The organism is Endozoicomonas sp. ALB091 (genome assembly GCF_049310265.1).
GTDB lineage: Bacteria > Pseudomonadota > Gammaproteobacteria > Pseudomonadales > Endozoicomonadaceae > Endozoicomonas.
The window spans coordinates 1,377,522-1,401,719 of the sequence record NZ_JBLYNQ010000008.1 but is presented as its reverse complement, the minus strand read 5'-3'; the positions used below and the strand labels follow the sequence as shown (position 1 = coordinate 1,401,719).

Below are 24,198 nucleotides of genomic sequence, written 5' to 3'. Positions count from 1 at the left end.
TTGCTCGTGCCAACCCATACGCAGGGCTGAGAGCCAAAAACCAGTGGCAATCCATACCAGGGATTGCATGAATTTTCTCAACGTTCATCAGGAACTGTTGGTTGATAAAACCGGGGGAGAAAATTGCAGGTCTAACGTTATATCATCGTAGTGAATACACGAATATGTCAATAAAAGATCTTTAAAACGCATTTACACTTCAGAAGACTTTATTCTCAACTGACCGATACGTTCCATTAAGTTGCCCCATTTCGTCAAATCCGCTTCATTAACATCAAATTGTGCTGCTTCCCTGCTCAGGCGCTCACGCAGCTGAGTATAAACGCTCTTCTGATAAGTGATGGCTGCTTCTGTGCTGGCACTGGACCCGGAGCGAGGACCATAAAAGCCGAGTTTCTTCATAAGTTCAGAGCGGGCAGTCATGACCCTGGCAACCACCCTTCTGATGGAGAGCAAGTCATCCTGCTGATCAAAAAGGCTATTCAGATCACTCTCCATAATATGCAAGATAAAATCCCCCGTATCCCGCAACTGCAAGACAGAGCAATCATTCATCAACTCTACCGCCTTTTCATACATCTCCACAGTCGACCTGAGTGCCTTAAGTAATGAATTCATCTCATCTTGTGATGGCAAGCTCATGGCTAATGATAAAAGTGACGCTTCTTTTGGTATTTTATATTCGTTTTCTGACAGCCAGTTTTTTGCATCGCCAGATTTTTTCACCACGTCATCGGGAATATGTTGTGCAATAAGATCCAGTAGATGTTTAACCGGAGTGACTTTTGCTGTGACCGTGACCACCCGGGCAAGCAACTCGTGATACGGTTCCAGCAAAGCATTGCCACAGTCTGCCCATACACAGGCCCGATCAATCTTATCTTTACAGGCTTTCAGTGCAGACGCCCTGCTGGCTTCAGCCTCAGCAAGCTGGCCATCTTTATACAGCGATACGGCAACGGCCAATGCCTGTTCCCATGGACTGAGTTCCAACTTGATAGCATCGACTGCCGTCTCCCTGATGGGCGCGGTCACCAGACAATAACGCTGTTTCTCATTTTGCTCCTCATTTTGTTCCTCTGCTTGCTCAATGTCCCGGCCAGGCTTTTCTGGCGGATGGCTCTCTTTTTGCTGCATTCTCATCCGCGCTTCAAGTTGCTTGCTGCGTATATCCTCCTGCGCCTTACGTTTAGCAAGGACTAACTCACGACATGCCTTCTTGAATGCCAGCTCATCGTCGCCCAATATTTTCTCAGCGGAACGAACAGCCATGGCGATGCGGTCTTGCTTCCCGGGTGCCGGTGAGAACCACGATAGGCTCCGGCTATCTTCACCTTTTTTCTGGAGTGCATGTAATCCATCCCTCAAATCCATCACTGCCCGGGCAACTGTGAGACGGTTTACCCGCAAAGCCCCCGGAAAATCCATCAATTGGTGCAAATAACCAAAGGTTTCCTGTATCTGTATTGCCAGGTTATTAACTTCCTGCCAATTCAAGCCTGGCAGGGGCAAATCAAGTGGTAGTCGGTGAAGCGAGCTAATAATTGATGCAGAAATATCGTAGCAGCCATGATGATTAGAGGCAGACATAATGGTGGCAAGAGTACTGACTAACCGCTGCTGAAGGGTTACCGGAAGGGCTATTTTTTCCAATTCAACTGAGGTCAATACCACCAGACAAGTCTGCGGCAACAACTTCAGGATCGGTGAACCGTTACCCGCCTCATAGTGCGCAATGATTCTGCTGTCATGCTCAATCATGTCTGTTAATTTGAACAGAAGTGCACTCATTTGATTTTTTTCTTTGGGCATATAGACCAGATATTTAAGCATTAATGCCGCAATAATCGCCCTGACTTCATTTTGGCTCGCCACAGAACACTCACTCTGTTTCAGGGAGTCACCTAATTCATGAACTATCTTTTCAATAATGCCAGCCAGCCCTTCATAGCTGTAGTTAAAGCCCTCTTCAGGTTGTTTGACGTAGTAGCATTGGGCTCTGCCAAGGAAAGGACTGCGCCTGAAAGGGTGGCGCACTAATTCAGCGCTTTTCTCAGTACTGATAAGGTTGTTTAACCCGCTAATCACCCCATCAGGTATAGACAACTTCTCCAACCGTGCCCTCTGTTCGTCAGCGACAACGTTAGTGACTTTGGTTAAAGCCTGAATCGCTGCGGCAAATCCATAACGATCACTTCCTCTGGCACGCAGCCCCTTTGCACTGCCTTTTTTCCGGGCATTTTTTGTTCGTTCAGGCGCATTAACTCCCCGTCGTTGCCTTCTTCCCCTGCTTTTGCTGTCACCGTTGCTTTCATTATTTGCTTCAGACTGTTCAACTTTCGAGCCCTGGTGTGCAATTCCGGTTCCCGCCGATTCAAAGGATGACAGTATGTCTGCAATCAGGGAAAAGCCAAGGTCCTGAATGGCATCGGTATCTTTTATTAGACTGCTACCGTTGTTCAACACCAAATGTGCAGGACCTGATCGAAGTGCGACAGGTGTTACGGTTTCACCTGGAGAAGACGGTGTCGAATCACCAGGCTGATCTTCAACTACTCCCTGCTCACCGGGCTGCATTACCGATGTTATAGCCGAGGCCTCAAGATCACCTGGTACGTTTATCTCAAATGGTTGCGAAAAAGACACTGTTGGAACATGGGGAGTACCAGAACAGTATTCGGGTTGCCAGGCAATTGCTAATGGCGGATAAACGGGTTGGGCCATATTGGCTGTGCAATAGGTATAGTAAACCTCTGGATGCAGATAAACCGGCTGTTGTGAGTAGATCCATTGCTGAATTGCAGGACAAAGGCACCAGGCTTCCTCATCGGTTATTGCCTGGGATTGGAATTCGGTCTCAATAATATTGTACGCACAGGGATTATTAACCAAACCAGCAAACTGTTGATTCAGCCATGCGCCCCAGGCTTCAGTGGATATTCTGAGTGTTACAGGCTTTCCCTCAGAGGGTTGATAGGTGTGATCTCCAATATTCAGGTTTACGGGGGCGTCAAGCGTTAATAACCTGATTGAAAAGAACTCTTCGCCATTGAACAGATAATGAAACTTCTCTTCCTGAAGTACCCCTGTTTCAGAAAAAGAAGAAACACGAGCGTCTTCTTTTTTCTCTTTATGCAAAAAACGCCCCATTAACCTGGTTAAATCCTTGCATTGCCCGGGGCTTACCACGACATCCATCTGCCAGCTACTGAGAAAGTCTTCACCCCTGAGAGCTGGCACCTGAGCTACTGAAGACTGCATTTCTGAAACCATGGGCTGGCGAAACGCCCTGACAAATACGCCCGTTACCGCCGGCAAACCGGATATATCTTTACTGACAATGGATAAAAAACCGATAGCCTGATTAATCAGCGCTGTACGTAAGTTGCCAATGTCATGATCAGGGGGAGTAATAACACTCTGAATTTTATCAGCAGGCGGTAAAGCCTTAACCTGCCTGTCATGCAGAGTTCCGGAATCATCCATTGCACCAGAATTACTGGCACCACCCACGATATTGACGCCCAATGTCTCATGACTATCTTCCGGCAGGGTTTGTGGGCCAGCAGAGTAGCTGTCAACGGGGTGATTATTAGAGGGTTCCATCCGATTACATCTCCTGAATCATGAACTGATTACAGTTTGAGTCCCAAAGACGGGTTTAGTTCCTTTTTGTATCTGAAGATAAAAAAGTCAGTAAAACTAACGTTCTTGTTAGTGACTGAACTGATCTCTGTTCTATATTCCAAAACTTCTCAGCAAAGGCCTTATAAAATACTCAAGCACACTTTTGTTCCCCGTCACAATATCGGTTACCCCTGTCATGCCAGGAATCAACAGCAAGGAGCTATTATCACCCGACAGCACTATTCGAACCCGGTAATACGGCAGCCCTTTTTCATCCTCCAGCGTGTCAACACTGATCGTATCCACAGTTCCTTTCAAACTTCCGAATGTGGCAAATTCATAAGCCGTTAACTTAATCAGAGCCATTTGCCCTGACTGCAGGAAGGCAATATCCGCCGGTTGAATGCGGGCTTCAAAAATAAGAGGGTCTTCTGCCGGTACAATCTCAACGACAGTGCTTCCTGGTTGAATAACACTGCCTTCTGTATGTACCTTTACCGTTTTGACTAACCCATCCACTGGTGCATACAACGCCGCCTTGCGAACCCGATCTTCCAGGCCTGCCTGCCCCTCCAGTAGTTTGCCGGAACGATCCCGTGTATCCTGCAGCTCTTTTTGTAAGTCTGCCCGGTAACGAATCACCAGATCATTACGACGCCCGATGGCCTCCTCCAATGCAGACTCAAGACGAGCAACCATCAACCGGGCATTGGTCAGATCCCCCTGAAGTTCATTTGCCCTTCGCTCAAGGTTAATAATCTCTACGCGGGTAATAACGCCATCATCCGTGAGCGGTTTCTTCAGTAATAACTCCTCATTGGCAAGCTGCAAGCTTCTGGTCAGCGTTTTTACTTTTTCCTTTAGCTCATTCAGTTCATGCTGCTTCTGAATCACTTGCTGGTCGAGAATAGTAACCTGACTGTTCAGTGCCGCCATTCGTTCATTCATCAGTGCTTTTTGTTGCAGTGCCTGTTCAGGAAAATGTTTTTGAAAGTGTTCCGGGAAGTTGATGTCACGTTGTTCATCAGACCATAAACCACTTAGCATCCCAGCCAGTGCCGCTAATTCTGATTCCAGCCTGGCCACAGAGCCCTGCAGGCTTTCCAGCTCAGATTCATTCACCCGAAAGGAAGATTGATAGCGCGTTTCATCAATCTGCAAGAGCAAATCCCCGGCATGGACAAACTCACCTTCCCTGACATGGACAGATTTCAGGGTTCCACCATCCAGACTCTGAACCTCCTGAACTCGACTGGAAGGAATAACTCGCCCATGGCCTGTGACGGTCTCATCCATCATAGCCAGCCAACTCCAGGCAATTAATGAAGCAACAAAGAAAACCATCAGCCAGATAAACCAGCGTGAAGTAACGGTAATGTCCATCAGCTGAGCCTGCTGCCGGTTACTGGCGGTTAACTGCAACCATTCCGACCATGATTTTGCTTTCATGCCTGCGGTTCTCTGATATAGACAGGCTGATCAGATACCAGTTTGCCGCCGTCCAACATAATGACACGATCAACAACAGACAACAGGCTGCTTCTATGGGTGATGATAATCAGAGTTACATTGTTCGGTAAGCTCTTGAGTGTCTTCTGAACCCGGGCATCCATCAGGCTATCCATATGAGCAGAGGGCTCATCAAGAATCAGGATATCCGGTTTGGACAGCATGGCACGAGCCAATGCAACGGCTCGCCGTTGACCACCAGAGAGTTGTCGTCCACCTTCGCCCACGGGGTATTCCAGGGCAGCCAAAGAGTCGCCGGTGAAGAGTGTTACACCACAGTCTCTCGCAGTGGTCAGCAGATCTTCCCCGGAGAAACTGGAAGCCCCCATTGTGATGTTATCCATCACTGAACCATGAAATAGCCAGGGATCCTGGGCCAGAAAGCCTATTTTCGCCCTCAGGGTTGCCGGATGAATATCCCCCTGGGCAATACTGTCCAGAAATACCTGTCCATGGTCGGGTTGATAGAGTGCCGCCAGAATACGGGCAAGCGTTGATTTGCCCGAGCCAGAGCGCCCTACTACAGCCACTTTCTCACCACTGTTGATGGACACGGATACATTAGAAAGCGCAGGAATAACACTGTCAGGGTAAGAAAACGACAACTGTTTTAACTTGAGATTCCCATGAAATTTTTTAACCCGGCGATGGGCCATTTGCGTACTCTGCTCGTCAGGTGCTCGCATCAACTGGTTTATCACCATAAAAGCACTGCGAGCCTGGTAATATCGTGTACCCAACAGGGCCAGTTGCATAAAAGGCGTTATCGCCCTGCCAGAAAGCATCATAACGGCTATCAATGCGCCCATATTCATTGTGCCAGAGCTGATGAAGATCACGCCGAAATAAACAATGGCAACGGTTGCCAATTGCTGCAGCCAGGTTGCCAGCGCAGTAACATTGCCGGTCATTGCCCGGGTTTTAAGCCCCCAGGTTGCCATATGCCCGGTTGCCTGCTCCCAGCGTTGCTGAAAACGACTCTGTGCACCGGCAAGCCGCAAGCTTTCAAGGCCGTTAATACTTTCCACAAGATCCCCATGCTTTCGTGCCGAAAGTCGTTCGCTCTCTTCAATACTCTGACGGAGCCGGGGTTGAACTGCTGCACTGACAAACGACATAACAACAATAACCAGCAGGGGAATCCACACCAGCTGACCACCCATAAGCCCGACAACCAACAGAAACAGGATGGCAAATGGTAAGTCGACCATGGCTGTTAGCGTAGTGGAGGTGATAAACTCCCGAATAGCCTCAAAGTCCTGAATTTGCCGTGCAAATGAGCCTGTGGCCGCAGGAATAAACGACATTCGGATTCCCATAATTTTGGCAAACAGCTGACTGGATATCAGCAGGTCGCATTTTTTCGCAGCTATATCAATAAACCGGGTGCGCAGCTGTCGGCAGATCAATTCGAAAGAGATAACAACCACCACACCGATGGTCAGTGTATTCAGCGTGGTCAGTGCCATACCGGGAATCACCCGGTCATAGATCAGACGAACAAAGAGTGGCACCGCAAGGGCAAAAACATTGATCAGCAGAGACGCTAACAACACTTCCCGATAAATACGACGACATTCCAGTAACGAACCCCAGAACCAGTGATCTCGCCAGTCCGGTGGATAGTCCGGATCACGATCATCCTCAAACCTGGCGCGACTGAAAAAAACAATGCGGTTGTCAATACTCTGGAGAAAGTCGTCAGGATGCAGACGCTCAGCGGTCATCCCAAGTTTCGGTTGACGGAACTCAACATACTCTTTGGTAATCTGCACCACAACGATGGGTGACTGTGCCAACCAGACAATACAGGGAAGGCACGAAGGTGGACAGTTTTCTTCCAGTGATCCATGGGATACCAGCGACCTGGTAAACAACGTAAGCCCTGCATTCACGGCAGCCCGCTCCAGATATTCTTCTGGAAACTTATCTGGTTGAACGGGCAACCCCGTCAGTACACTTTCTGCAATGACCCTGATCCCATGAAACCTGGCAATCCAGATCAAGCTGGTCAGTAAAGGGCTTTGCGCCATTGCAACTCCATCCAGAGACAGGTTCAGCATTATGCAAAACAGAGCCTAGGGTAGAAATGCCTCCCCCGCCATTCTCAGCCAGGCACAACAAAAAATCATCTATTCTTACTCAGAGTTTTTATCCTTGGTTCTTGTCAGTTGTTAATTGTCAGGTAGCTCACCTTGTTTGCCTGAACCTCACTGCCCCCGATACGGGAAAGATCATCCCCGGAACATTTTCAACACGGTTATGAGTATGAAGCGTCCTGCCGGTATTCATCATCTTCGCTTCTGGCTGCCTGTGCTGATGGTTGCTGCTAACATCCCGTCAGCAAGTGGGCAAAGTTTGGCAGAAGCCGTCTCTACTGCACTGATGACGAGCCCGGAGCTGCATCTGGCCATGCAAAAAGTGCAGACCCGCGTTCATGAGCAAAGCATTGCCAAATCAGGATTCCTGCCAACATTGCATGTACAGGGAGGCTCCGGCTATGAATGGACCTCCAACCCGGCAACCCGTGCCGGTGGGCCTGACAGTGATGACCGACTTCATCGGTATGAGTCTTCTATCGCGCTTCGCCAGGTGCTTTTTGCCGGTTTTTCCACAATACACGACAGTAATAGATCTGAAGCCAGCACACGCTCTGCACAGTACCGACTGATAACCACCGCTTCCGAGATGGCACTCAAAGTCACTCAGACCTATCTGACTGTGATCATGATGGAAAGGGCATTGGCCATGTCCGAGCAAAACCTGAAGATTCACCAGGATATCTACTACAACATTTTCAAACGTTCTGAGTCCGGTGTGCAGAGCACTGCAGACCTCAGTCTTGTCAGTGGCCGACTGGCGAGGGCTCAGTCCAATACCATTGCTGCTGACAACAATTTGCAGGATGCCCGTTGCCAGTTTGCCCGGCTGGTGGGAGTCCCAACCAGCACTCTTCACGAACCTGTGCCTGATTTTGACCGACTGCCCGATACTATGAAGCAGGCAGTACTACTGGCTGGCAAAAACTATCCATTACTCAAATCAGCGCTTCAGGACAATAACGCTGCCGAGAGTGAGTACATGGCCAGCAAGGGACGCTTCTACCCGGAAATCTCCTTTGAGGCAACCCGGTCATGGCACTACAACAGGAATGGCGTGATCGGGCGTGATGATGATTACAGCCTGATGTTCCATGCCCGCTACAACCTGTTTAATGGTGGTGCTGATTCCGGGCGTATCAAGGCATCCCTCAGCCGCTGGAATGAAGCGAAAGATATATACCACCAGGCATTGCTGGATACCCAGCAAGAAGCCCGTCTCGCATGGGAAGCCCATACTCAGCTGAACAGACAAATTCCGCAATTACAGAAACACGTCGCCTACAGCCAGGATATGGTATCTGCCTACCGGAGACAATTTGCTTTTGGAGAACGGTCGTTACTGGATGTATTGAACGCAGAGAATGAAAGCCTTGAAGCAGAACTGGCATGGAACCGGGCATGGGCTGCACAGCTCGATGCCTTCTACCGGCTGCTTCATATTACCGGCCGACTGCTTGAGTCGCTGAAACTGACGCTTCCGCCGGACTGGGCTCCTGGTAATGGTGCCACACCATGAATAAACTCGTGTTGCTGCGTAATGATGGCAGGGTCATTAGCATCATCGGCCATGCCTGGAAGCTATTGTCAGGCGAACGTCGTCAGTTGCTGGCAGAAGGAGAGCTGCTGACTGCTGGTGAGCTGATTGAGCTTGAAGACAATGCAGATATCCTGATTCATCCTATTGATGCCAGCGCTTTATCCGTCGGTGAGCTAAACAACGCCAATGATTATCTGTTGTCAGACACGCCATCAATCACGTTGGCTGGCGATAACAGAAGGGACGCAAACGAAAAGACCGCCGATGAAGGACTGATGACTCCCACCATACTTCCTTTGCATACCCCGACAGTCACACCCGATGCAGGTATTGGCACGGGGCCGGGTCATCTGCCGGTGATCTCGGAAACCTTGCCTGAGGGCTACAGTCACCAGACTACCATGGATTACCTGGCACTGATTACCATTGATACACCAATCACTCCGGATAATATCGTCAACGACCGGGAGTCCCGGGCGCTGACCATCGCTGGGCGGGTGGTAAATGTCGAGCCTCTGCGCCCGGTTACCCTGACTCTGACCGATAAGGTCGGCCATCAATTGCAGCTGAAAACAGCGGTGAACAGCGATGGCAGCAGCTGGCAAACAGCGGTACCGGATCTTACCGGGAGTGGGTTATTCAATGGCTCTATTACCATCACAGCAGAAACCCGTGATCTGGCTGGCAATATTGCCAGAGACAGCACGACGTTTCTGCTGGACACCATCACCGAAGTCACCCTTGAGCTCACTCCCCAAAGTGACTCCTGTTATGGCAAGGCAGCCGATACGCCTGATAATCCTACCAGCGATAATACACCGGTGGTTGCCGGTACCGGTGAAGTCAACGGTACGATAGCACTGTTCTCTGATGACCAGCTACTGAAGAGTGGCATCCCGGTTGGCAGCGACGGCATCTGGTCTGCACAAATTACCCAGCCATTGTCTGATGGTGCCCATACATTAACAGCACAAATCACCGATATGGCCGGTAATACGGCCACTGCAGAGTTGCTATTGTCCATTGATACCGAAGCAAGTATCTGGATCAACGATATCGACACCTGCGGCATCCATTTCTTTAATATGCCGATAACCGGTGAGACCGCAGATATTAAAAATGGACAGTTGGTTACTGTTTTTTTTGGCCCCGGCGCAGCTCAAAACAGGATAACGGCCCAAGTCCCGGTAGAGAGAGTCAAGGTAGAGGACAACCACTGGAACCATCCCCCTGTTATGTCACCTATAACCGAAGGAGACAATTATCAGGTTCTGGCATCCGTTACAGACTGCGCCTGTAACATCGCCACCGATCATCTGATGCCCCTCGGTAACCCTTCGGACATCAACATTCAGGAAAGCGTTGATCTGGGAGCTAGCAAGGACATAGATCCCATTTCAGCCAGCGGCACAGTACTCTCTATCGAGCCCGCTTACCTTACCGATCTACCCGACAATTTCACCATTATTGACCAAGGTTCCAGCTTTCCGGTCAGCTGGCAAATCACCGACTCCAAAACGTTAACTGCCGTCTACCATGATGGGACGTCAACCCAGGCAGCGCTCACGTTTACCCTGCCGGACTCAGGCACAGGCCTGGCCACTTTACAGGTTGACCGTCCCTTTTTTCATCCGGGAGACAGAGACGAACTCAGCTTTACCCTGCCGTATCAGAAAAGCCTTTACTCTCCAGCCAATCAAAAAACCCACTACTCCAAAGCGGGATTTGTCGTCACCATCACGGATGATGTGCCAACCCTGGTGGATCATACGCCAGTTCTTGTACAGGAAGGGACTACGGCGCGGTGGAGAGAGAATAACGGCAAATTATTTACCCCTGTCCAAGCCGGTAGCGATGGCGGCTTACTGAGCGCCATTAACGGCACTCCGCTTACCAGTAGCCATAAACTCAGCGATGACATAGCAGACTTTTACCCATTCCCCGGTCAATACGGCACCCTGTATGTCCATCCCGATGGGGCCTGGAAATATACTGCTGCCCCTGACCAGGTTCATACCACCGACAATACACTGACTGAGACGTTTACCTTTACCGTTACCGATTCGGATGGGGACAGCGACAGTGCCACCATCTGCTTTACGGTTCTGGATGGCACAGCACTGAGCTTTTCAAACGACACGGTCAGTACCATGCCCATCGACCAGGAGTGTGACCAGCCCGGCCCCATTCCGGATTACGGGCAAATTACCGTTCTGAAAGGTTCCGACCCCCTGCCACCGGACCAGTTGCAGTTTGATATTAATGGGACCGCAGAGCAGCTGAACAACCCCCAGGCCAGTCGGTTGCCCAAAAGCGATGGAGAAAGTCTGGATCTTGATAACCTGTATCCCGGACCGGAAAACCAGAGTCTGGTGCTATCGACCCTGTCCGGCAAACCTGTGCTCAGCATTCATCTGGCCAATATCACCACCGATAACTCAGGCAACCTGTCTGCCCACCTGGTGGTACAACAGCTGGCCAACCTGGATCCCACCGCACCTGAGCCTGCGATGATTCCCGTGGTACTTACTGCCAGCGACCATGACCTCAACACCATCACTCATAACATAACGCTGGCGGTGATGGATGGTGGCGTTACCCTGGCCGATGATTATATTGAGGTTACTGAAGGTCAAACGGTGACCGGCAATCTGCTGGGCAATGATGTTCATTGCCTTGACGCTCTGACCGTCACCAAGGTCTCCCTTGACCGGTTTTATCTGGATGAAAACACCATAACAGAAACCTGGCAGGTGTTTGATTTTCAAACCGACACCCGTATTGAAACCCGTTACGGCACACTCACCGTACAGCCGGATGGCCATTACACCTGCACGGCCCGGGACTCTCTGTATCATCCTGGCCAGCAACCCTTGTCTCAGGAGTTTACCTACACCGTCACCGACAGTAGTGGTGACAGGGCTCAGGCAGCTGTTTTTGTCACCATTAAAGATGGTGCAGCCGCCAAGGGAAATGAGCAGGCCAACCTGACCTTTACCGAAAACAACCTGGCCACTCCTCCCCATTATCCAGAGTATTACGCTGGCCCCATTGCCACCCTGAGTGGCGATGGCTCTGATGCCATCGCCCCCGGGAGTCTGAGATTCACTGCGGATCCTGATAATCTGAACGGTATCCTGACCTCACTGGGTGCTACGGTCAGCTTCACATCAGCTGGTAACCAGCTTCGGGGAAGTGTTATCGAGAATGGCCAGAGCATGGATATTCTTACTCTGTCACTGTCAGCTATTAACAATAACGGCAAAGATCTGAATGTCCGGGTTATTGGTGAGCTGGATCGCCCCCTGGATCACCTGGCCGGTACCGTGGGCAATAATTCAGTGATGGTGGATGACCAACGGATCATCCTTACCCTGCCCTTTACCTTTGACGATATTGACGGCACACCGGCAGTTACAGAGAGTACGGTTACGGCGACCTTTGTTGACGGTGTATTCCCGGTATTAAGCAATCCCTCAAAGATCAACATCGATGAAGTAAACCTGCCGGTTACCGCCACCGGGACGATTAAAGCCACCCCGAAATCCGACCATATCGTGCCAGAGAGCTGGCAATTTTCAACCAGCCAGCCCGGACTGGATGGACTGTTCGCCAGCAACCAGCCACTGAACTGGAGCGTTCAGGGGCCAACCCTTTCCCTGCACTGGCCTGCCCAGCCGGAATCCCCGGTACTCACCGTGACGCTGGATGATCCCCCCCTCCCCGCACTGTCGGCCACACTGCACTACACGGTAAAGCTCTCCCATCCCATGAATCAGGATAAGGGCCGCTGGCCTTTATCCATCGCGGTGGCCATTACGGATTCAGACGGTGATACCACGGAAAAACGGATTCCGGTTCAGATCAATGATATCAGTAACAATCTTGAACTGAAGCTGGCGATAAGTGACCTGGAAATGACCGAGCCCCTGTATCAAAAGACATCGGTCAGCGAACGGGTCGACGTCGACATTCGTGCCGATACCGACGCCGTGACCAAAGTCTGGTTTCTGCCCCCTGTCGTCGACAGCAGCGGCTTTGCCCTTGATGACCGGGGCAACCGGTTGACAGCCGATGGCCTCCCCATCAAATACTTCGCCCAATCCACCGCCATCCGCTACCCTGCAACCTGGGAAGCCTGGTCCATTCAGGATGGCAAACAAAAGGATCATATTTTCAGTCTGACCACGATACAGAATGATGGATCGGTGATTTATGTACCCTCAGGCACCTCAGTAACCGCCACCATTGGCATCACCTGGTATCACCACCTTGATCACCTGACGCCGACCGGCCTGAATACCCCGTCGCTGCCCGTCAGCTACACCCTGCAAGCTATAGATGCCGATGGTTCTAAAACCAGTGACGTCCTGACCCTGTCACTGCGGGACGGTGAATACCCAACTCCCGGCAAGATCACCCAGCCACCGGCGACCACGGATATTAACAAAGGCAACGATACTTCCGTGACCGGCACCCTCAACTATACCCCGGGTTCCGACCGTCCCGTCCCCGTGTTTGATCGATCCACCATTGAGCAGGAGGTGGCCGGGTTAAGCTCCGATGGTAATCCACTGACCGGTATTGCCGTGTCTGGTCCGGACCACTCAGTACTGACCATCAGCCGGGACAATGACCATCTGCCGGTTTTCCGGTTTTCCGTGAGTGATCCACAACCGACCTCTGCCACCCTGCAATTTGAACAGCTGGACAACCTTGATCACCCAATGTCGTCTTTCAGCCAGAACGAGTCGATCACCCTGACCATACCGGTATTGATGAGTGACAGTGACAACAGCCTGAACACCACACCCACGAATTTTCTCTATACCGTGATGGATACCGTACCGGTGGCCAACGGCGACTATTACCGGAGAAATAACCAGCCCATTGGGGCAGAAGGCCAGACCTTCAAAGGCAACCTGCTTAACAACGACACTCTGAATGCCGATGCCGATAATGCCAGTCTCACCGCCATCAGCTACCAGAATATGGTCCATCCAGTCAGCCCAACCGGCACAACTGCCATTACCACGGATGCAGGCATACTGACCGTCCGGAGCGATGGCGAATGGCAACTCCCTGCCAATCCTCATTTTGATCACAGTGCGGGACAGAACTTCACTCTGAAGATGGTTAACTCCATTATGGATGGCGATGGTGATCACAGCAGGGCACCTTTCCAGATCACTATTGCTGACCAGCCTGCAACGTTCACCAGCGTTATCACTACCGAAGGCCCTGAAGACACGAACACCCCTGTCACCCTCTCCTTTTCCATTGATCTTGGTGACCCGGACCGGGAGGAAACCCTGACCAGCCTGTCGTTCAGCACCAGCGATCTTCAGGGAGGCATGCTGACCTGGAATGGCAATCCCCTCAGCGCCACCGGAGACACCGTACAGATCCCCGTTGCCGCCATGAGCCGGAGCATGGTCTCCGGCAGCGTCATCCTGAGCGCTGACAATCTTGGCTATCTGCCCCCAGCCGATGCGTCGGACTTTACCCTCCACAACCACCAGGTCACGCTCAACCTGAATGCCACCATCAGCAACAATCCGGGGCCGGTTCAAAGCCTGAGTACTCCGTTGGTTATTCATATTAAAGGCATAGCTGATCCCCCCATCTGGCCCAAACCGATACCCGTGGTCACCGGCGAAGAGAATCAATACATTCCCCTTGGCAACAGCATAAAAGCCGGGCTTATGGATAAGGATGGATCAGAAGCCCTCTCATACGCGATAACGCAATTACCAGGTAGCATGAAACTGTTGTGTCATGGACGGGAAATTAATGCCGGGACCACGCTTACGACAGAGCAGTTTGGGCAGCTGATTGTTCAGTCTGATGAACATTGGAGTGGCAGACTGGAAATAAAGGTGGATGCCATCGCAACCGAACAAGGTTATTTTGCGGTTGAAACCGCACGATCACCGGCAACAATCACTGTCAATGTTCAACCTGTGGCAGACCCTCCCACACTGGTGGTTATGCCTGCGGGTGCGGACCCTGACACCGTTAAGATAACGGGAAATGAAGATGAGCGCATTGCCATTGGCAGCCACATCAAGGCAGCCCTGGTGGATACGGACGGGTCTGAAAGCCTCTTCCTGACAGTCACACCATTGGTTAAGCCCGGAGAAGCTACAGGCCGTCTGTGGATTCAGCAGGGAAGCGCCTGGACAGAAATAAAACACGGCCCAACGAATCATTTTGAAGTCACTGGTCCGGATATTGACCATCTCTATTATCAACCGGGAAAAGATCGAAGTTCGGCAAACTTTGACGATGTTCGTTTGCAGATAAACGCCATCAGTCGTGAGTCTACTCAGGATGGGCTCACACCGGTGGCTGGCAAAGAAGAAGCCATATCACCGGACCGGTTTATGCAAATAAGCATCAAAGGGGTTCCAGATTCGCCGGAAGTGACCCCGAATGATACCTGGACCGTGAATCCGTATAAAGCCAATGAGTTGACAGGCCGTGGCCAAGAAGACCAAAGACTTCCACTGACGTTTGATCTTCACTCATCGGATGTTGATGGCTCCGAAAGCCTGAACTCAGTCGCTACGCTGGAAGACAGCCGGTTTCGTCTGGAAGATAACCATGGGCGACAGCCGCCCATCGCTTATATCGTTAATGGCAAACCGTTTTTCCAAATAACGCCAGCTGATCTTAGCTCCGGCAAATACCGGTTGAAACCACCCCCGGACTATGCTGGTGAGGCACTGGTACCCATGAAGGTTCTGGTGACAGAACTGGACGGAGCCCATGCCATTTTTGACTACCAGCTGCGAGCTATCTTTGCCCCGGTGGTGGATACCCGGGATCAAGCCATCGCCCCCATCCGGGGTAAAGAAGTTGAACTGGACAGAGCCGGTAAATTTCTTTCGGGTGGAGCACCACTGGCCCTTACCGGGTTCACCCCGGGCGACCGTGATGGCAGCGAAGCCATTAGCGATATCACCGGATTCAATTTGCCCGATGGTTTCCAACTGATGGTAAAAGGCACATTGCTGGCCAACCAGTGCGGGTCCCTGGTTGATCACCTGGGCGGTCTGGATGCACTGAAAAAGATGCTTGCTGCAGGCGATATCCGCATTGTACCGATCCATTCAGATGGAACGATTGATCATGATTACCCAACTCCCACCCGTCAGAGCACCGACTTCAGCTTTACCGTGGAAATCTCGGATCAGCAAAATGGTTTAACGGCGAAAAAAGAGGTAACCGTCAGTGGGCATATTGACTGGCAGGGCGAAGTTGATGGTGAACAGCCTCCAGCCACACCGTTCAACCCTGATGAAAACACCAAAGTCGTTCATGATAACCCCGGGCCTTTTACAGGAAATGATGTTCCATTGAGGGCATTACAACTTGTTGCCACCGATAAAGATGGCAGTGAGCGGATAAAAGACGACAAGCGACCTCAATATGAAATCGAGGTTTATGACCCTGCCGGAAACAAGATGACAGGAGGCTGGCATCTGCAAACCTCTGGAGGACAGGATCTGATCTTTGATAACGATAAATGGCTGATTCAAAGTGGTGAACTTGATGGTGTCTCGGTCCATTTTACCGAGAAGGGCACGTACTTTATCCATACGAAAGTCATTGTTGAAGACGTTGGGGATGAGGAAGCGCGCTATGCCCGGATGCAGGTCATTGTCAAAGAGGAAGCGCTCCATGACCGGGTGCAGGTCATTGTCGAAGGGAATACCGGAGACCCGGGTCAACCGATACCTCCGGAGAACCTGTTTGTCTGCTCAGAACCGGTAGCGGGTAAAGAGGATTACTACGTCACCATTCCAGACCATTGCATCAACCTCGACCAGACTCACACCTCTGCAAAGGAAGAAGCCACATTCCGTATAACGGTGGCGGATCTTCACGGGTGGAGCCTTAAAGGTTTCACAACGGTGTGCTGGAATAACGATGGTGAGGTCACCGAGTACATCACCAGGCCGGAAGACGTCGGAAACCTTCAATTTCACCCACCCAGGGACTTTTCCGGAGAGGACAGTATCGACTATCACATATTGAAGAGAAATACTGATTCCGACCAGACCAGCAAAACGGACTTCAAGATCCCGTTCAAGGTTCTGCCGGTGGTGGGAAACTCACCGGATGAACCACCGGAAGATTCGGTATCTGACTTGAAAGCCTGGACAGAACCGGCAGCGGAGGCCGATGAGTGGAAGGATACGGATCACCCCGAACCCATGCACCTGCAGTTAAGAACCACCGATATTGATGGTTCGGAAACCATCGAAAAAGTTGTCTTTAAACCACCGGACCATATCGTTATCCATGGTGATGGGCTGCAACCGGACAACTCAGTAGCTCGACAAATATCCGAAACAGAAACGCAGTTTAAGCAGCGGATAGCAAGCTTCACCTTCACTCCCGGACCGGGACTGCCGGCGGGAACCTACACCATGCCGATTGCTGTAGAAGTACTGGATACTGCTCCGGGAACCGGAGATACCGACAGCAAAGTATTTAGCAGAGTGATTGAGCTGATGGTCAAACCGGTCAATCACTGTGCCACCCTTACTGCACCCAATCAGGAAGGCCATGAAGACTCAGATATCCCTATTAAAGGGCTGATTGCTGCCCTGAACGATAATGATGGCTCTGAAGTCATCTCTGTTGTGCTCTCTGGCCTGCCTGATGGCAAGGTGGTCAAGGACAGTTTCGGCAACCCCCTGCCCTTTAACGGGAGCGGGAAGTGGCAGATTCCAGCACACTTAATGGATAACAACGGCCATGTACAGCCACTGTTCCTGAGGCCGGTGAAAGACTTCAGCGGTGTCGTGCAACTGACCCTGAAAAGTCACAGCCACGAACAGAGCCTGAGTACGGTTTGCAGTGACGAGCAGGCATTTCAGATTACGGTACAACCTGTGGGTGACCCCATCACACTGGATCACATTCCCGGGGCAATGACGGGGGATGAAAACACTCCCATCGTCTTTCGTCTGAATGCCAAAACCACAGACAGCCATTCAGACAAACATGACCATCCGGAAGAACTTCAGGCCACATTGACGATTTTACCGGGCAGCACCCCCACGCTGATGCCTCCTGAGCCAGAGGCCATCAAACCCAGCCTTACCATTGCTGGCCAAACGACAGCCGTATTCTCAGCCAATGGCTCAGGCGGTTATACCGCAACCATCGCAACAGCGGATGCCACATTACCCGTGCTGGAATTTAATCCGGGCGATGGTCATGGAACACTGCAGATGTCGTTAGCCGTCCGGTCTGTTGATAAAACCGATGGACTGACAACGGCCTATGGCCCTGAAGTCGTGATGGGCAGCACTATTACCATTGCGCCAAAGTCCGATAAGCCCTCACTGCAGATTGATCGCAAAAGCATCATTACCACCGTAGAAACACCAGCGCCTGTTTTTATCCGGGCTTCAGTGATCAATCCGGCTGCGACGGTCAGCAATCTGGTCGGCACTGAGCTCTATACCCTTGTTCAGGGACTGCCAGGCAGTGCATCGCTGGTTAACCATGCCGGAACACCAACCGGCACGCCTTCCTCCAGCCCAGCAGGTATTGCACTGGTCAGCAGTGCGCTGCCAAACCTGTACCTTAAAGATCATCAAACCGGAAGTTATACCCTGAATGTTGAGGCCATCTCCGATGTTGGTGATGGGAATAACCAGAGCAGTGATGTCATTGCCCTGAACATTGTGGTGGTTGAAAAAAGTAAAGACATCAGCGGCACCCCAAACAGCGATATTATCATTTCCGATGGCACAACGCCGAAGATCTCCGCTGGTAATGGAGATGATCTCATTGCCGGGGGTAACGGTGGAAACCAGATACTTCCCGGGTCAGGAAACAATACAGTTTGGGGGGGAGCGTACTCAGGCTCAGGCGATGGTCGCCGTGATACGTTCCTCTTTGAGGCTGGCGATACAGGCACAACCGCTATCCGGGACTTCGAGCCCGGCGTGGACGTTATTGATTTGAGCCAGCTGCTGAACCTTGACGAGGTGTGGTCCGGTAGTGATCTGGCGAACCAGGTCACCATTGATGAAATGGATGGGAAAGCGCGGATCACTGCACTATCCGAGGTGATTACCCTGGATACCATACCGCTGGAAACGCTGTTGCCAGGGGGAAACACCATGGATACTGCAGAACGTTTAAGCTCGCTGGTTGAACAGGGTCACCTGATTGTCTCCCATCAGTTTGGTCACCAGGGAAAAGATACCCTGTATGCACCACCAGCCGCTGAATTAAAGGGCGATGGCATTGTAAATGCCGGTGCCGGAGATGATCACCTGTATGCCAACAATGAGGGCAGCAAACTGAGAGGCGGGTCTGGCAACGATATTCTGGAGCTGAGCCGAACCAGCCATGCAATAGACAGGCTCTACTGGCGGAAAGAAGACGCTGGCAGTGAAGCTGCACCCGCTTATGACCGGGTATTCAACTTTCACAGTGCAGAAGATGTTATCGATATCTCAGGCTTCCTGCCTGCAGAAGCCAGCGCCCAGCCTTATGATTACATGGCGCTGAACACCAACGGCAGCAGCACCAACCTGAACCTTGCCAGTACCAGCGCCCACCACTGGACCAATACCATTGAGCTTGCAAATGTCGACTGGTTACAGGGCAGCAGTTCGGAAGATGCGCTGAAATACCAGCTGGAACAAGGTTACCTGATCACCGGGTTTCCTATCTAGCTTTCGCTCAAGCGCTGTGGTGACGTTCCAGTAGGGGCTAATAACAGTGTCGAGTAATCTATGATTATCGTAGGTTTTTAGTAACGGTAGTTACGGTTACTCCTGCACCTGTTCACACTTGCCAAATCACTGCTACGGATACGAAACTATGCAGTTTTGATCAGCCACAGCAGCCCTCAATGACGACATCCGCAAATCAAGAAAGAGCCAACACTGAAGACTTCCTGTCTATTTTTCTTCAGGACATTCCGTTGATGGATGTTCGTGCCCCGGTGGAGTTCGCCAAGGGCAGCTTCCCTTTGGCGATCAATATCCCCATTCTGGATGACCACCAACGGGAACTGATTGGTACCTGTTATAAAGAAGAAGGACCTGAGGCGGCTGTTAACCTGGGCTACAGACTGGCTACTGATGATATTCGGGCTCAGCGACTCGAAGCCTGGCAATCACTTATCAGGCAACAGCCAAAAGGGTACCTGTTCTGCTTTCGTGGTGGACAACGCTCCCATATTACCCAGCAGTGGCTGAAGGAATCTGGCTACCCTTATCCACTAATCAAAGGTGGCTATAAAGCCCTGAGACGTTTTCTGATCGATGAACTGGAACGCTCCATTGATGAAATTCCATTCATTATCCTCAGTGGCAAAACCGGTACCGGCAAAACCTGGCTGATTCAACAACTGCCTTACAGCATTGACCTGGAAGGCCTCGCCAACCACAGAGGCTCCAGCTTTGGCCGCCGATACGGTGGACAGCCGGGCCAGATCGATTTCGAAAATCGCCTGTCCATCGCGCTGCTGAAGCACCGTCACAGGCACCCCGGAATGCCGGTACTGCTGGAAGATGAAAGTAAACTGATTGGCCGCTGCAGCCTGCCCCAGACGATGCGGGACAAAATGCAGCAATCCCCGTTAATTTTGCTTGAAGAGACCCTGGAAGAGCGGGTCAGGATTGGTCTTAAGGAGTATGTGACCGACAATCTTGCCGAGTTTATTGCCGCTTATGGTGATCCACAGGGTTTTGAGCAATTTGTCGAAGGCCTCTCTGGTAGCCTTTACCGTATTCGCCGCCGACTGGGTGGAGAACGCTATCAGCAGTTAACCAATATTCTGGAAAACGCCATCGCGCAACATAGATCGGGCGGGGGAATAGCAGGCTACAGCCCTCTGATCAGTGATCTGCTCAGCAATTATTACGACCCCATGTACGACTATCAGCTGGAGCAGAAGGAGGGTAAAGTGATCTTTCGGGGAGATCGTGAGGCTATTGAAAGTTACTACAACACATCATTGATAAACTGATTCGGGCCATCATTGGCAGCTGCAAGGCCCTGTTGATTAAAGGGCCTTGTCTGAAATTGCCCTATCAAGAATTACCGGTCGAGCATTCTGGAAATCCCGGCAAAGTCATTGATAACAATATCATCCTGACTCTACTATGTTATTTTTTATATGACTAAGCAGTAGACAAAAGTTTTAGGCGTTTGTTCCAAATTTTATTCCAAAAGCCAATTAAAAAACTGAATATTGATAAGATACCCAGAAAATAAACACTGGAAAACAAACACTGGATAGCGCAATGAACATCGATTTCGACAAAGTGGTGGATCGAACCAACACCTCCAGCCTTAAATGGGAGCGCTTCAGCCCTGACGTTCTCCCCATGTGGGTAGCGGATATGGATTTCCAGTCAGCGCCTGAAATCATCGAAGCACTGCACCAGCGCATCGACCATGGGGTTTTTGGTTACACCGAGCCAGACAGCGAACTGGAAAAACTTGTCGTTGAGCGCTGTCGCCATCTCTACCACTGGGATATTGAGCCAGAATGGATTGTCTGGATGCCGGGCCTGGTTTCTGCCCTGAATGTTTGTGTTCGTGCCTATGCCGACAAAAGCGAAGGCGTTATTTCCCCCGTTCCTGTCTACTATCCCTTTCTTGTGGCACCCAAACTGGCCGGACGTGAGCTAATCGGTGTGGAATGGATTAAACAAAACGGCCAATGGGTGCTTGATCTCCACAGCCTGGAGCAGAAAATCACCCCGAGCTGCAAACTACTGATGCTCTGCAACCCGCAAAACCCGAACGGTCGGGTATTTACCCGGGCAGAACTGGAGAAGCTTGAGCAACTCTGTAAAAAACATGGCCTTGTGGTCTGCTCCGATGAAGTGCATTGCGACCTGATTCTTGATCGCCGTGCGGAACATATTCCCTATGCGGCCATCAGCGAATTTGCCCGAGACAATTCAGTCACCCTGATGTCACCGTCGAAAACCTTCAATCTGGCCGGCTTTGGCTGTGCATTCGCGATTATTCCCAATCATCAGTTACGTCATCAGTTCAACCAGGTTCGCACCGGTATTGTGCCGTCAGTGGACAGTGCCCTGATTGGCTACACTGCTGCGAAAGCGGCCTATCGTCATGGTGAACCCTGGCGTCAGTCATTGCTGGATTACCTCCGTGGTAACCACGACTACCTGCTGGAAGCCATCAATAACATTCCCGGCCTTGCCATGGAACCACTGCAGGCCACCTATCTGGCCTGGATTGATGTCAGCGGACTGGGGCTGGAAGATCCTCACCAGTTCTTTGCAAAGGCCGGTGTTGGCCTGTCCCCCGGAAAGCAATTTGGCGATGAAAACTACCTGAGGCTGAACTTTGGTTGCAGCCGATCTGTTCTGGAAGAAGGCGTGACACGAATAGCCAGAGCCGTTGCACAAATGCAGTCAATGGATTAAAAACTTTCACCACAGAGACACAAAGAAATAATCTATTCTTGATGTGCCTCTGTGGTCACAAAGCCTAATTGCTTATAACAGCACCTGCGGTCATTATATCCAGCCCAACAACTTGTCAGACTCACCGTGAAAGAGATCACCAACCACTCATTTCAGTTTGCACAGATAGGTGTTATCCACTCCTGCTACCGCCAGAAATTTGGAATCCCCCGTCAGCCCGGCATTGTCACCGCCGCTGAAGCCACACTGGAGCTTTTTCCCCCGTACAACCAGGAAAACCTGGTACGAGGTCTGGATGGGTTTTCACATATCTGGGTACATTTTATCTTCCACAAAACCATGGATGAGGGCTGGCGTCCAACCATTCGCCCACCAAGACTGGGAGGTCGACAGCGCATGGGGGTATTTGCTACCCGTTCCACACACCGGCCAAACCCTATGGGTATGTCCGTGGTTGAACTGCGCGGCATTGAGTCCGGCAATGGCAAGCTGACCTTGAAGCTGGGGGCGGTGGACCTTCTTGATGGTACTCCCGTTATCGATATCAAACCTTACCTGCCCTATGCCGACGCACTGCCTGATGCCAAGGGTGGCTTTGCGCCCCTGCCAATGGCGATGGCAGAAGTGAAGTTCACCGATCAGGCCATGCACCAATGCCTGCGTTATCAACAGCGAACCGGCAGGCAGCTGATTCTGCTGATCGAACAGGTACTTGGCCAGGACCCGAGACCCGCCTACCTGAGGGAATCCTCCGGACGACGCCATGGCACCGCACTATGGGACCTGAATGTGGTCTGGGAGTACACCAACCAGCACTTTCTGGTTAAAGAGCTGGAACCTCTGAAGCTTGACGTGAAAACAGTGGAAGGTAATAGGTAATGATTATTCCCTATGACATGATTGAGCCCGAGACGCTTAACAGTCTGATCGAAGAGTTTGTCAGCCGTGAAGGGACGGATAATGGCTATGACGACGCGCTTGCAAAGCGAGTAGCGCAGGTATTATCCCGCTTGAAATCCGGCGACATGGTGATCGTATTTGACCAGGAAAGCCAGACACCGAATATTCTGCACAAGGACGTTGCCAGGCAAATGCTGAGCGAGCAGGACTCCTGATCATCCTTTTTCCAGAAGGCTGTCCAGGAAAATAGAACCACTCTTCTGGACAGATCCCCCAGACAAAGTTACCCGGGCGGGCAATATGTGAAACGTTGTCGTTTACTTGATACAGAGTGTGTCCTACCCGTTGTCAACGACGTCTATCTGTCTGAAAAATCTCATGGCTGGCTATGTCGGCCGTGCTAATTTGTATGAAAACTTCGAGTGGCAATGTCAAATGTAACTGAGACAGGGCCTTCTTCAGTTCTGAGGACATTAGCTGGATCAACATTAAAAAAATTCTGTGCCGACCCATCAGCAACAGGACCACATAAATAGGTGGTTCCGGGCTTTCTCTGCACTTCTTCCTGCCAATAGCCAGCATGATTTTCAGCAGCACGGATTTCTTCTGGAAAAAATATCGCAGCCATGGCTCGCCGAGTGGGGTTCAGTAAAAAGGTCACATCGGGAGGTTCCATATGCCAGGCTACATAACCCCTTCCATCATCAGGAACATGAACAAGGCATAAACTACCATCCATGTCTACAGCTTGAATATTCCTGTTGATGGTAACCCATTCATAATCACCAGTTTCCAGCTTTAGAATGCCATTCCCACCACCTTCAGACTCATCATCAGAAGACTCAATGGAATATGCTGCTAACGGTTTAGCTGCAGCACCATGGTTCTCTGGGTTATCAAGGCCAACGGTTTTAGCTGTGCCAACATTTTCAGGGGTAACAGCATTGGTCTCCTGGGAAATTTCCGGTAGATCCGGTGTCGAAGGGGCTGGTAAGGAAGAAGAAGGAATCATAAGTATTACCTTTATTGAATACCTGTTCTCTTGAACAGACAAAATAAAGCTTGAAAGGTTCCAAAA

General features: G+C 51.0%; 10 protein-coding genes. 6 read left to right on the top strand and 4 right to left on the bottom strand.

Annotated features, from left to right (window positions below; translation table 11 throughout):
* Window positions 1–192: 192 nt before the first annotated feature.
* The 3 genes from ACO6UX_RS22385 to ACO6UX_RS22375 all read right to left on the bottom strand — a co-directional run bounded on the left by ACO6UX_RS22385 (window position 193) and on the right by ACO6UX_RS22375 (window position 7,169).
* Window positions 193–3,606: a hypothetical protein gene (locus tag ACO6UX_RS22385; protein ID WP_422450502.1), complete on the bottom strand. Its 3,414-nt coding sequence runs from the start codon at window positions 3,604–3,606 to the stop codon at window positions 193–195.
* A gap of 132 nt (window positions 3,607–3,738) precedes the next feature.
* Window positions 3,739–5,076 carry an HlyD family type I secretion periplasmic adaptor subunit gene (locus tag ACO6UX_RS22380; RefSeq protein ID WP_422450501.1) on the bottom strand — a complete coding sequence of 446 codons (1,338 nt, stop codon included), beginning with the start codon at window positions 5,074–5,076 and terminating at the stop codon, window positions 3,739–3,741.
* The gene (locus ACO6UX_RS22375; protein WP_422450500.1) at window positions 5,073–7,169 is read right to left on the bottom strand and encodes a type I secretion system permease/ATPase; all 2,097 of its coding nucleotides are present in this window, start codon (window positions 7,167–7,169) and stop codon (window positions 5,073–5,075) included. The genes ACO6UX_RS22380 and ACO6UX_RS22375 overlap by 4 nt, the downstream gene beginning before the upstream one ends.
* Window positions 7,170–7,404: 235 nt before the next feature.
* On the opposite strand from ACO6UX_RS22375, the gene ACO6UX_RS22370 reads away from it, so the two are divergent.
* The 6 genes from ACO6UX_RS22370 to ACO6UX_RS22345 all read left to right on the top strand — a co-directional run bounded on the left by ACO6UX_RS22370 (window position 7,405) and on the right by ACO6UX_RS22345 (window position 23,335).
* A complete protein-coding gene (locus tag ACO6UX_RS22370) occupies window positions 7,405–8,754 on the top strand; it encodes a TolC family outer membrane protein (RefSeq protein ID WP_422450499.1) in 1,350 nt (449 codons plus the stop codon).
* On the top strand, window positions 8,751–19,484 hold the full coding sequence (locus ACO6UX_RS22365) for an Ig-like domain-containing protein (protein ID WP_422450498.1): 10,734 nt from the start codon (window positions 8,751–8,753) through the stop codon (window positions 19,482–19,484). The genes ACO6UX_RS22370 and ACO6UX_RS22365 overlap by 4 nt, the downstream gene beginning before the upstream one ends.
* Before the next feature lie 179 nt (window positions 19,485–19,663).
* Entirely contained in the window at window positions 19,664–20,785 is a 1,122-nt protein-coding gene (mnmH, locus tag ACO6UX_RS22360) for a tRNA 2-selenouridine(34) synthase MnmH (RefSeq protein WP_422450497.1), read from the top strand.
* A 277-nt stretch (window positions 20,786–21,062) separates the two neighbouring features.
* Window positions 21,063–22,220: a MalY/PatB family protein gene (locus ACO6UX_RS22355; protein WP_422450496.1), complete on the top strand. Its 1,158-nt coding sequence runs from the start codon at window positions 21,063–21,065 to the stop codon at window positions 22,218–22,220.
* Window positions 22,221–22,346: 126 nt separating this feature from the next.
* Window positions 22,347–23,099: a tRNA (N6-threonylcarbamoyladenosine(37)-N6)-methyltransferase TrmO gene (gene tsaA / locus ACO6UX_RS22350; protein ID WP_422450495.1), complete on the top strand. Its 753-nt coding sequence runs from the start codon at window positions 22,347–22,349 to the stop codon at window positions 23,097–23,099.
* Window positions 23,099–23,335, top strand: a complete 237-nt coding sequence (locus ACO6UX_RS22345; RefSeq protein ID WP_422450494.1) for a YheU family protein — start codon at window positions 23,099–23,101, stop codon at window positions 23,333–23,335. The genes tsaA and ACO6UX_RS22345 overlap by 1 nt, the downstream gene beginning before the upstream one ends.
* Before the next feature lie 185 nt (window positions 23,336–23,520).
* On the opposite strand, the gene ACO6UX_RS22340 is transcribed toward ACO6UX_RS22345, so the two are convergent.
* Window positions 23,521–24,132, bottom strand: a complete 612-nt coding sequence (locus tag ACO6UX_RS22340; protein WP_422450493.1) for a hypothetical protein — start codon at window positions 24,130–24,132, stop codon at window positions 23,521–23,523.
* Window positions 24,133–24,198 lie beyond the last annotated feature (66 nt).